This window comes from Ruegeria sp., from assembly GCF_040830605.1.
Lineage (GTDB): Bacteria > Pseudomonadota > Alphaproteobacteria > Rhodobacterales > Rhodobacteraceae > Ruegeria.
Window position 1 is genome coordinate 406207 of the sequence record NZ_JBFOMD010000009.1, and the last position, 11053, is coordinate 417259.

General features: G+C 62.0%; 16 protein-coding genes. All 16 read right to left on the reverse strand.

Annotation, left to right across the window (positions count from 1 at the left end):
- Positions 1-1013 precede the first annotated feature (1013 nt).
- Entirely contained in the window at positions 1014-1997 is a 984-nt protein-coding gene (locus tag AB3N21_RS15865; RefSeq protein WP_367936122.1) for a contractile injection system protein, VgrG/Pvc8 family, read from the reverse strand.
- Positions 1998-2000: 3 nt separating this feature from the next.
- Complete coding sequence (locus AB3N21_RS15870) at positions 2001-2204, reverse strand: tail protein X (protein ID WP_367936123.1); 204 nt, start codon at positions 2202-2204, stop codon at positions 2001-2003.
- A complete protein-coding gene (locus tag AB3N21_RS15875) occupies positions 2201-2446 on the reverse strand; it encodes a hypothetical protein (RefSeq protein ID WP_367936124.1) in 246 nt (81 codons plus the stop codon). The genes AB3N21_RS15870 and AB3N21_RS15875 overlap by 4 nt, the downstream gene beginning before the upstream one ends.
- Positions 2443-2874 (reverse strand): phage tail protein, encoded by a 432-nt coding sequence (locus AB3N21_RS15880; protein ID WP_367936125.1) that lies wholly within the window; start codon positions 2872-2874, stop codon positions 2443-2445. Before AB3N21_RS15880 ends, AB3N21_RS15875 begins: the two co-directional genes overlap by 4 nt.
- Positions 2874-5192, reverse strand: coding sequence for a phage tail tape measure protein (locus AB3N21_RS15885; RefSeq protein WP_367936126.1), 2319 nt, complete (start codon positions 5190-5192; stop codon positions 2874-2876). The genes AB3N21_RS15880 and AB3N21_RS15885 overlap by 1 nt, the downstream gene beginning before the upstream one ends.
- 19 nt (positions 5193-5211) lie before the next feature.
- A complete protein-coding gene (locus tag AB3N21_RS15890; protein ID WP_367936127.1) occupies positions 5212-5334 on the reverse strand; it encodes a GpE family phage tail protein in 123 nt (40 codons plus the stop codon).
- Between the two features lie 26 nt (positions 5335-5360).
- On the reverse strand, positions 5361-5660 hold the full coding sequence (locus AB3N21_RS15895; protein WP_367936128.1) for a phage tail assembly protein: 300 nt from the start codon (positions 5658-5660) through the stop codon (positions 5361-5363).
- A 74-nt stretch (positions 5661-5734) separates the two neighbouring features.
- On the reverse strand, positions 5735-6232 hold the full coding sequence (locus tag AB3N21_RS15900; protein ID WP_367936129.1) for a phage major tail tube protein: 498 nt from the start codon (positions 6230-6232) through the stop codon (positions 5735-5737).
- 15 nt (positions 6233-6247) lie between these two features.
- A complete protein-coding gene (locus AB3N21_RS15905) occupies positions 6248-7432 on the reverse strand; it encodes a phage tail sheath subtilisin-like domain-containing protein (RefSeq protein WP_367936130.1) in 1185 nt (394 codons plus the stop codon).
- A 1-nt stretch (position 7433) separates the two neighbouring features.
- The gene (locus AB3N21_RS15910; protein ID WP_367936131.1) at positions 7434-8069 is read right to left on the reverse strand and encodes a hypothetical protein; all 636 of its coding nucleotides are present in this window, start codon (positions 8067-8069) and stop codon (positions 7434-7436) included.
- A gap of 10 nt (positions 8070-8079) precedes the next feature.
- On the reverse strand, positions 8080-8802 hold the full coding sequence (locus tag AB3N21_RS15915) for a hypothetical protein (RefSeq protein ID WP_367936132.1): 723 nt from the start codon (positions 8800-8802) through the stop codon (positions 8080-8082).
- Positions 8802-9371 (reverse strand): phage tail protein I, encoded by a 570-nt coding sequence (locus AB3N21_RS15920; RefSeq protein WP_367936133.1) that lies wholly within the window; start codon positions 9369-9371, stop codon positions 8802-8804. Before AB3N21_RS15920 ends, AB3N21_RS15915 begins: the two co-directional genes overlap by 1 nt.
- On the reverse strand, positions 9364-10272 hold the full coding sequence (locus AB3N21_RS15925; protein WP_367936134.1) for a baseplate J/gp47 family protein: 909 nt from the start codon (positions 10270-10272) through the stop codon (positions 9364-9366). Before AB3N21_RS15925 ends, AB3N21_RS15920 begins: the two co-directional genes overlap by 8 nt.
- Positions 10269-10601, reverse strand: coding sequence for a GPW/gp25 family protein (locus AB3N21_RS15930; RefSeq protein WP_367936135.1), 333 nt, complete (start codon positions 10599-10601; stop codon positions 10269-10271). Before AB3N21_RS15930 ends, AB3N21_RS15925 begins: the two co-directional genes overlap by 4 nt.
- 5 nt (positions 10602-10606) lie before the next feature.
- Entirely contained in the window at positions 10607-10747 is a 141-nt protein-coding gene (locus AB3N21_RS15935; RefSeq protein ID WP_367936136.1) for a hypothetical protein, read from the reverse strand.
- A partial coding sequence (locus tag AB3N21_RS15940; protein WP_367936137.1) for a hypothetical protein occupies positions 10744-11053 on the reverse strand: 310 nt, incomplete at its 5' end. The genes AB3N21_RS15935 and AB3N21_RS15940, both read right to left, overlap by 4 nt.

Here is an 11053-nt window from a genome sequence, read left to right on the forward strand (position 1 = left end):
CCAGTTTTGTGCGAAATTTGGTAGACCAGCCTTCAGGTACCTTAAGGTCGCTAGTGATCGAACGATCACGAAGCAAATAGTGACTGCGGCTACTCCTCCCGGAAGCATCAAGGTACCGAATATCAGTGACCAGAATAGAGTGCGCCTCGATATCGGGTTCGACCGTTCATCTCCGGATAACGCTCTTTTCGTCTCATCATTTGAAAGGCAGAGCGAAAGCAGGAGTGTGATACCCACGAATGCAACTAAGATGTTAAGCGAAACAAAACCAACTAGCACCAAGCTTCCATAGCTGCCTATCCACCCAGAATACTCGAGAAGAACAGGCGCAAGCAGAAAAATCCACGCCAAGGCAATACCGAACGCTACCGCTAGGTTTATTAAAACATATCGTCGTGAAGGAGCACTTTCGCCGAGCTTCGCCCAAGCCTTCTCAAATATTCGGACTCCCTCAACAACTGATTTCTCACTTCGAAGATGAACAAGGAACGTCAAAAACAGTGACGTCCACAATATCCAGTATTCACCAGACCAAACAATCAACAAACCCGCCAAGCTTGCCAGCACAGTCTCTATTAATGCTAGAACGGAAACAGGTGACCGATTGCCAACCCGGCCCCCCGAATACAGGACTATCAACTTGTTGGACATTCGCCAGTGTCCCTTCAAATGTACTGCCAGAAATTTGATTGAACTGTATGACAACGCTACGTTTTTTGAGCAAGCAGATTCTGTGTTGTAGTTGCAGGCTTATCGGTTAACGCACGCACAAACATGATTCTCGTGGACGTACTTCTTTCTGCTAACCTTAACATTGTCCGGACGTAAGTTGTACGGCGGCGGTTTTCCGACTGGCAAATGCTCTTTTGCTTACCGTTGACACTATTTGGCGATTTCCGCCTCCTGCGCGAGGCACATCTTAAACTCGGTGTTGACCCAATCCGCGGATGCTCTCTGAAGATCGCCCACAAATTGCTCGTAACAACGCGCTGAGTTCTGTCGCGATCACGAAACTACTCAGACTGGGCCTTCTCATTGTCCCGCTCAGCCTCGAAGCTGGTGGTCAACGTCCTGGACAGGCGGTGCTGCACGCGGGTGATCAGCCACTCGCCCTCCAGCTCGGGTTTGATGCCCCGGAGATCGACCTTGCCCTCGGCTAGTAGGTCCCCCCAGAAGCCGCCGAGCTGGATATCGATCGTGCCGCTGGCCCGGTGCGACCGATCCAGCGCCGCCTCGGCCGCACGCCGCGCCTCAGCTTCGTTCGGGTGACGGTGGCGCAGGATCAGCTTGGGATCATCCCGCCCGATCTGAACCTTGTGAACCGTGGCGGTGCCCCGCTCGCCCCACTCCGCGACGACGCTGCCATAGCGGCCGCGCCCGTTGATCTGCCAGGACCCGCGTGAGATGTCGGTGCGGTTCACCCGGTACACCGGCAGACTGGAGCCGTCGGCCGACTTGCCCTTGCCACGTTTTACGAACAACAACGCACCGCCAGCAGGTTTTGCTACCGCGTCGAGATCCCGCGCGATCCGGGTCAGGAAGTTCAGATCGCTTTCCGAGGTCTGGGCCAGATAGCCGAAGAGCTTGGACTTGAGGCTGTCGCTGATCACCGGCTTCAGCCCGTGTTCACCCGCGATCGTGCCCGCGATCCGCTCGATCGAGGAATCCGGCCAGGCGCGGGTCTTGCGCGCGCGGATGCCGCTGAGCATGTCGGCCGACTTGGCCCGGATCGTCATCGTGGCCGGTGAGATGTCGCCGGCCAGCTCGTCCACCACGTAACTGCCGATCTCGACAAGGTCGCCGACAAAGCCGATTGCGATCTGCAAGGTCGCGCCGGTGGGCGGCAGATCGATGGCATGGTCGCGATCATCGACTTTGATCTCGGCCGTATCGGACTTGGATCCGGCCTCGTCGTTGATGACCAGGCTAACCAGGCGTTTCTGGAACCGTTCGGTGATGTCGATGCCGTCCGCGACAATGCGATAGTCAACCTGCATGGATCAGCCCCACAACCGAATTGGCTTGCGTACCGGGTTCTGTTCCAGCTCGGGCAGCGTGATCAGGATGCCCCTGGGCAGGATCGGCCCCAGCTCGGCCAGACCGGGGTTTGCCTCGTAGACCATCGGTGTCACGTCCTCGCGGCCGTAATGGGCCTTGCAGATCGCATCCACCATGTCGCCGTCGATCGTGCGGTAAGTGCTCATGTCGTGCGCTCTCCCTGACGTTCCTGGCGGCGGATCGCGCGCTCTTTCCCGGCAGATACCGGGAAGGATGCCAGCAACTCGCCATCCACCGACAGATCCCTGAACCGATCGGCGTGATCCGCCTCGATCTGATCCGGGTCAGTGCCATAGATCGTGTTGCCAAAGGTCAAACCGTTGTCGCCCTTGTAGCTGCAGAGCCACGGCTTCATGCCGCCGATGGATTTGGCCGGAACGCCCTTCACAGCAGACCACCCACGATCGACGTCAAACCGCTGCTGTCGGAGCCGTAGGATTGCAGCGTCAGGGTGAACTCGATCTTCCGGGGGGCACCGTCACGCATGAAGTAGCTCTTGCGCTCTTCCACCCGCACAATGACCCAGCGCTTCCAGACCCAGCCGAGACCATCGACCATCATCAGCGGCAGGCCCGTGCCCGCCTTCAGGCGCATCAGCTCGACCTGCCGTAAGCCACCTTTGAAATGCGGATAGATCACGCCCTCGATCGTTACCTCCTGCAGGCCGGGGCCGGTATATTGCAGGGCCGGTTCGCGGCCGATCCGATCGACCTTGCCCCAGCGATAGCCAGCGCTGCGGGAGAACTGTTGATAGGCGCCGTTCGACAATCCGAAGCGGAAGGAACCGAGCGCCATCATGACCAGACCAAGTTGCATCAGTAGTCCACCCCGTCATGCAGATCCGCGCGGCGCTCGTCCTGGCGGCGGTTGAGTTCCCGGGCAACCATCCGGGCGATCGTCTCTTCATCCGTCCCGGGTGGCGGGACAATCGAGATGCTGATCGTGTCGCCCTGCCGAATGATCTGAGGCGCGGCGGCGGATGCCGACAGCACCGGCCGACGATCAACGCTGTTGATGATCTCGGCCTCGGTGGGGGCGCCTGCCACGGCCGGTCCCGCCAGCGCTGACGCGGCCATCGCCGCCTTCAGTACCCGGCCGGGCAGGATGCTGCCCGAGACGCCGGGCACAAAGATTTCCGGGCTGCGCTCGCCGACCAGGTAAGGGACGCCAGCACGCACCGGCCCGCCACTGTCGCGCCCCGGCAGATTGCCGCTTTCGCCACCGCCGACCCAAGCCTGCAGATCGCTGAGCCATTGCGGCTTGAGTGAGGCCAGCTTTCGCCCGATCGAGCTGACCAGCTGATCGATCAGGGACAGCATGCCGTCCCAGAGCGTCTGCATCAGTTGCACGCCGGTCTCAAAAAGACTGATGTCCCGGAAGGCCGCAACGATCTGGTCGGGAATGCCCACCAGCTCCATCAGATAGACGGCCAGCCCCTGCGCCCCCTCGGCCGCCAGCGTGAACGGGTTGAACTCGGCCAGCACCTTCAACACCCCGTTTAACAGGTCTTGATCGAAGGCGGCGCGCACCGCCTCGATCTTGTCCTCAACGTGGGAGACGATCGCATCCCAGTTGTCATAGACCACGTAAGCCAGCGCGGCGACGGCGGCGATGATCGCCCCGATCGGGTTGGCCAGGACAATGACGCCAAGCCGGATGAACGCCTTGCCCAGCAGAGCCACAGCGGACAGCAGCCACTTGATTGGCCCGGTTGCCACCCATGCCAGAATACGACCCACAACCGGCAGTTTCGTCAGCAGCCAGCTCGCGGCTCGAATGAAGTGAAGCACCGGCCCTGCAACCGCAATAAACGCAAACCGCACGGCCAATGTGCTGAGCCGCAGAGCCAGCAGCCCACCCGCCAGCTTAAACAGCATCCCGATCAGTTCGGGATGCGCCTGTGCCCACTCGGTGGCCATGGTGATGACCGGCGCGACCGTCGCCATCAGGTCGTTGAGCTGCGGCAGCAGGACCGTGCCCACAACAACCGACAGCCCCTTCAGATACTCAAGGAACTGGGTGCGTTGAGCGTGGGTTGTCGCCGCTTGACGCTGGTATTCAGCCTCCACCAGCCCGACCAGTTGCGAAGCATCGGCCGTCTTCAGCAGCGCCTGGCGCAACATCTCGGTGTTGTCGACCAGCGGGGTGATGGCACCCTTGGCTTCCTCGCCGAAGAGATCTCCGATCAGCGAGTTGCGGCGATAGGGCTCGATGTCCTGGAACGCCTCCAGCACGCTCAGGATGCCGCCTGTTGCGTCCTCCTGCATCCGTTTGGCCAATTCCACCGCATCGATCCCCAGCGCGTCGAACACGGCCGACTGGCGCCTGGTGGCGCTTTCGCCGCGTGTGAGCGCGTTGGTGAAGTTTTTCAGGCCGGTGGCCGCGATCTCGGGCGAGGCCCCTGCAGCCAGCAGCGTGGCGCTCAGCGCGGCGATCTCATCGGTTGCAAGACCAGCTGTTTTGGCCACAACGCCCTGCCGGTTGATCACCTGCAGAATGTCGGCCTCGGATGTGGCCATGGTGTTGCCAAGCAGATTGACCGTGTCGCCCAGGATCATCGCCTCTTGCTGTGACAGGCTGAGGTTCTGCCGCCAGCGGGCCAACGTGGTACCCGCCTCATCGGCCGAGATCCCAAAGGCCACGGCCATCTTGCTGGCGGCGGTGGCAAATTCCAGCAGCTCGGCGCGCTTCTGGGCGTCCGGCAGGTTGGCGTCCACAACTCCCATCCGGCCAGCGGCGGCGACAATATCGGTGATGCCCTCGGCCGTCGCGACCAGGCCGCCTGACGTGACCAACTCGCGGATGTCTCGCTGCAGAAGGCTCAGCCCGTTCTCGTTCTGAAACTCGACCACCTTGGAGACTTCGGCCAGTCGCTTCTCGGCCTGAATGGCGGGCTCGGTCAGCGCCAACAGGCTGACGCCCAGGGCAACCACGCCCATGGCTTCGCTGTGAAGCGCGGCCTTGCGGGCACGGTTGGCCTCAAGCTGACGGTTCGACCACTCCATGCCCTTGCGGCCGACCTGTTCGGACACGGCCCCGATATTGCGCAAAGCGTTCGTGGCCGAGCGTGCCGGGGCGGTCGCCTGGTCCACCAGCTTCAGGATGAGTGCAATGTTGAGATCGCCAAGGGCCATGGGTCAGGTTGGTCTTTCGTCAGCTGTCGGTCTGGGTTTCGGATCGGGCGCGGGCCTTCTCACGCCAGAGGGCCAGTTCCTCGACCGGCATCCGGTCCATCACATCCGGCCCCCAGTGGAAGACCGAGGCGATGTCAGCCATCGCGTCGGTCACATCCTCGGGCAGCTTCAGCTCTCCAGCTGCAACTGCCCGGGCTTGGCGAAAAAAACCACGGTCTTGCTCGCCAGTTCGGTGAAGTCGTCAGGCTCGATCTGGCTCGACACCTGCAGCTCGGTCAGCGGCGGCTGGGTGATGCGCGGCAGCAGCTTGATCATGGCCGACACATCCATGCGCAGCACATCAAGCATGTTGAGACCGCGCAGCTCCCCGGCCATCGGTTTGCGCAGTGAGACTTCCGAGACTGTCTTGCCGTCGACCTCGATCGGTTCGGACAGGGTCACGGACTGGGTTTGGGTGGGTTTTGACATGGTGCAGATCCATTCTAGCAAGGGTGTTTAAAGAGGGGCTGAAGGGCGGAAGTCATCCGCCCCACAGCAGAGCGTCAGAAGCCCATGGACGCGCGGATACCGGCCAGTTGGTCGACACCGCCGATCACGCGCTTGCCCGCTTCGACGTCGATCTCGAACAGCTCGTCGCCGTCCTTGAGCATGCGGAAGTAATCGACCTCCAGTTTCAGCTTCATGGGCACGTCCGAGCCGGGCTTCAGATCCCCGAAATTGACCATCGACCAGCGGCCGCCGATCGTGGCGACATAGCTGTCGGCCGAGAAATCATGCTCGCCCATGGCGCCAGGGCGCAGGACCAGGCGGCGGCGGACGCCGAACATCTTGACCAACTCGGGCGGCCATTCGGCCAGGGTGACCTCGGCCTTCATGGCTTCCATGCCCATGTCGATCGCGATCGGCGCGTCCATTCCGCCGCCGCGATGGTTGGCGAGCTGCAGGTTCAACTCGGGCAGTTTGGCCTCGGTGGCGCGGCCGGCATAGCTGACCCCGTCAATGAAGGTGTTGAAGTTCCGGATGGTGCGCGGGTACTGCATCACAGCAAGTCCTCCTTATGCTGCCGAGCTGACCGAGGCGATCAGCTCGTCGTAATATTCGCCCTCGCGATGCGCCCGGAAGATCAAGTGCTCCAGCGGCGCGGGCGGTTCAAAGTCGAAGTCGAGATAGAGCTTCCCGGCCTTCAGCGTGGCTTCGGTGTTCAGCTCGGGATCGAGCCAGCAGTTGAAGCCCAGCAGCGCACCGACATTGACCATCTGCTGACCAAATGCCTGAACGCCGTCCCGGATGTCTTCGAAGAGCTGCGCCGACATCGGACGATCCATCGCCCAAAGATGCGCCTGCTCGATGCTTTCGTAGATGATATCGGCCGTGCGGCGCACCGACAGGAAGGCCCACTGCGCGTCGGCCCCCGCGCTCCGGTTGCCCCAGAGGCGGAACCCCTCGCGCCGCACGATCGTCGCAACTTCAGCCTCGTTCATGCGGTTGGCCTCGGTCTCGGTCGAACTCAGATGGAAGCTGACCGGCCGGGTGGTGCCGGAGATCCCGTTGATCACCTGGTTGGACGGCGACCACCAGAACCCCTTTTCGATGTCGCGCTTGGCGATCAGGCCCGCAACATAAGCCGAGGCCGGGCGGGTGACATAAGAGGCGCTGACCGTGTCAAAGACCGTGACGGCCGGGTCCACGATGAACAGGCGATCCGAGCCCCATTTCTGCCGCTCGGTCTTGGCGTCGGTCTCGTTGGTGTTGGGGCCATCCGCAACCACCACCGACCGGAGCTTTTCCGCCACCGCGATCAGGTTGGTGGTCACCGGGCTGGCCGGATCGGCCGCAGCCGTCGAGGTGAAGCCGGGGGCAACCAGAATGCGCGGGATCAGATCCAGCGTGCTGGCCGAAGCCTCAAGTGCCCAGATGCCGGTGCCAGCCGTGGGATCGCCCACCACATTGGCCAGCGTTGCGGCGGCGTCGGCGCCTTCGGCAACGCGGATCATGACTGCCACACTGGCCCCCTGCGAATAGATCCCCTCATAGGCGTCTTTCAGCGTGCCCCCGTCAGCGAGCAACGCGGCCTTACGCGGGCCTTCGACCAGAACCGGCGTATCCAACGGGAACGCCGCAGCGTCCGCATCGGGCGCGGTGCCGACGATACCGATCACCGAGCTTTTGACGGTGCGAATGGGGCGGATGCCGTCATCGATCTGGATGACTTCAACGCCGTGAAGAAACTGCTCGGGCATGTTACGTGCCTCCTTCCATGAGTGTTTCGAGTGTGGACATGGCTCCGGCCTGCAGATCCCGGAGCTGGGTGATGATGTCGGAAAGCTCGGCTGCATCCGCAGCGGCTGGGATGCGATCCTCGGCCAGCCGCTCCATGCCTTCGACAAGCTGGGTGGCCTGGAAGAACATGCGGTTCTTCGCGATTGCCCGATCGCGGATCGCGACGGCGGTCTCGCCGGTCACATCCGCCTCGATCTGGAACCCGGCCTCGGCCACGGCGGCGAACTGTGCAAACGGCCCGGCCGGATCACCCCCGGCCTCATGCGCGGCCCAGACCATGGCGTAAGGCATCTTGACCGCCCATGCCAAAGCTCGGTGCACCGTTGCGGCCCCCGCGATCTGCTGGCGCACATCAACGGCGATCTGCCGGGCTTCGGCAACGGCACTGGCCATTTGTTCGTCTAGTGACGGGGGCGGCGGGACATAGGCGTAGAGCGCAGGTGTGGCGCCCGAGACGTCAACCCGCTTGTCGAACCGCCCCGGCCAATCGGCGTCGCCGATCTCGATCTTCGGCTCCGGGATCACCTTGTGCAGCGAGGTGTCGTAGAAGCCCAGAATACGGCCATCGGTGGCGTCGTAATGTGCGTATTTCGTCATTGTCCGATCCTCAGTGCCCGATTGCCAGCAGACGCACGGTCGAGCCGCTTGCGGTCAGATCGCTGTGTCTCAGGCTGACCACGTTGACGCTGCTGGTTGTGAGAGTGTTGGTGCCGAGATAGTGGGCGTTCCCAACAGAACCGTCCGTGATGTGATCCGACACGATGGCCTGAAAGATATCATTGGGGAACGTTATCGGCAGGGTGACCGTTTCCTGCCCATTCACTTCCACGCTTCGCCATTGGATGATCAGGCCAGAGGGTAGGATTTGGTAACCGTCCGAAGCCAGCAAAGCACTGGCCGTGAAGCTTTGCTGGCTCACAGCTTCTTGCCAAGCCGTCCAGATATCCGTCCCGTTCTCACGGGTCCGCCAGAAGAACCGGTTGTCCTGGGTGATGGCCGTCTGGCTGGCATAGTCCGGCCCCTGAGTGTGCATCGCGTGCACTTCCGTGCCAGGCACGGGGTTGCCTTCGGTATCGCCGCGACCAGCGTACATGCCACCCTTGACGATGATATTCAGAGAATTGCCTGCATTCGGTGTGGCCGCCGCCGCGCCACCCATGGCCCCGATTGCCTCTTTCAGAAAGAGTGTCCGCTGAGCCAACTGCTGCGCCTGTATATTCGACAGCCCATCCTTGGTCGCGAGATTGGGTGGCCCGCCCAGCACTGGATCGGTCGTTTCGATCTGGTAAATACCATCCGGCCAAAGGGCCTCTTCAACAAGGTTCGTCACTAGACAACTCCATGGGAATATGCGCCGTCATAGGTGATGGCGGCGTTGTAACGGTTGGCGGCTTCTGTGAAGTACAGCCCCTTCAAGTGGCACCGCGCCGGGGCGACATTGCGCAAGATGCGTTTGAGTAGGTCCGCCTGGTCGATGGTGATCGGGCGCTCAAGGTACACGCGGAATTCAGCCCAATGATCCGGCTGGCCGTAATCCTCCGATCCGTCATGGGTCAACTCGCCATTATAGGTGAACGCGCCGTAGCCCTCGACAATCGCGGCCGCGCCGAAGCCGAAGGCGGCCAGAGCATCTCGCACGGATCTGAGCGAACCCTTGCGGCGATGGATCGCCACGGACGCCGCCACTGCATTGCGCTTGGTTTCTTCCGGCCAATCCGGGTCCCATTCGTCCACCGACATCGCCCACGCCAACCAGCCCAGCAGGGCGGCTGGGCAGGCATCCGGGTTCATCAGCGTGGCCACCGGGGCAAGGTCCGGATCTGCGACCCGGATCGCCTGTTCAAGCGAAGCTTCCATGTTGCTCCGGTTTGGCGGCAGGATCGACGGCAGATCAGACATCGCGGCCTCCCACGGTGACCGCAATGCTATCGGCCATGCAGAACGCCGCTTCGGCCGAGCCGATCACGACATCCGCGACCGGCTTCGAGATCTGCACATTCTGGACGCCGGGTTGATGCAGCGCCGCGAAAAGGCCCGACAGAGTGATGTCGTGCCCGATGCGATGATGCGCCTCGATATACGCCTCAAGTGCTGCCTCGGCCGCTGCCAGAACCTCGGCCTCGCCGGGGCCTTCATAGAGCGTCAGAACCGCCTCGACCTCGTAGGGCACCACGGTCACCGCCTGCACCACGACCGTATCGCAAAGCGGGCGGATGTCCTCATCGTTCAGCGCCGTTTCAACGGTGTTTAAAAGACCGCTTGAAGGGGTGCCGTCATCGGCGTGCGACAGGACCGTGACCACCACTTGCCCTGGCACCGGCCTTTCGACACTCACATCCTTGACCTCGCCCGAGGCGCTCAGCGCCCAGAAGATGTAGGAGCCGCGCGGCCCGGCCGTGGTATGCCCCTCCAGCGACAACTGCGTGCGCTGCCGGAAGGCTTCATCGCTTTCGCGGATCTCCGGGATCGGCGGCGATACGGTATCGTCCGCCGCCTGCACCGTCAGACGTTCGACCCCCCAGAACGCAGCCAGTTGGTCCAGCGAACCGCCCGTGGCCTTTGCCAGCATCAGCGCCTTGGCGTTGTCGTTGAACTCCAGCCGATCGAGCATCCGGAAATAGGCGCAGACGCGCAGGATCTTCGATGCGGGCTCGCTTTCCAGCGACAGGAACGGATCAAGCTCGGGCATCAGGCGCACCGCCTCGGCCTTCATCTCTGCCAGCAGCGCCACATATTCCACGGTCTGGATGACCTCGGACGCCTGCAGCTTGCTCAGATCGATCGCACTGAAGCCACTCATGCCGGACCTCCGGCACTGAGATCGATCGGCATTGGGATCACGTTGCCCTCGGCATCGGTCAGTTCGAACTCGGCAAAGCCCGCTCCGGCATTGACCAGCTGGATCCGCGCCAGATCGATGCGCGGTTCCCACAGATCGAGCGCCTCGGCCGTCGCCTGGTAGGCATCGATCAGCGTCTCGCCGTTGAGCGGGTGGTCGATGATGTCAGGCAGATCCGAGCCATAGTCCCGCAACATCACCAGCGAACCCTTGGGCGTCGTCAGGATGTCATGGATCGATTGCGCCAGATGTGCCCCGCCTTCGATCGACCGGCCCGTATGCCTGTTCATGCCGATCATTTGCGGGCGCGGCTCCGCTTGGTGGCTTTGGGTTTCGGGGTGGGCGCGATCACGGTCTCATCCTCACCAGACGCCAGGTCGATGCCGATGATGACCGGCGCGATGTTGGTCTCGTATTTCGCCTCTGCGGCCGTCATGCGGATCGCGCTGTCTTTGGCCCGCCTTTTTTGGAAAAACAGGCGGCGTGATCCATGGCCAAGCGAGTTCTCTCAAATGACGCCAAGCGGACAAAGCAACCGTCGGCATCGCGTAGACGAATGTCTGCTCCATGCTGATGCTTCAACGGATGGTCGAAACAAATTGGGCAAACTTCTCTGCCGGTGTTTGGTATTGCAAGGTCTTTCTCGAGCGCTCGTTGTACTGCCTGACGACTGTGCTTCGTGCCTTCCCTCCGTTTTCCAGAAGTTGCTATTGGAGCGGCTTTCTCATCAAGACAAATGGTC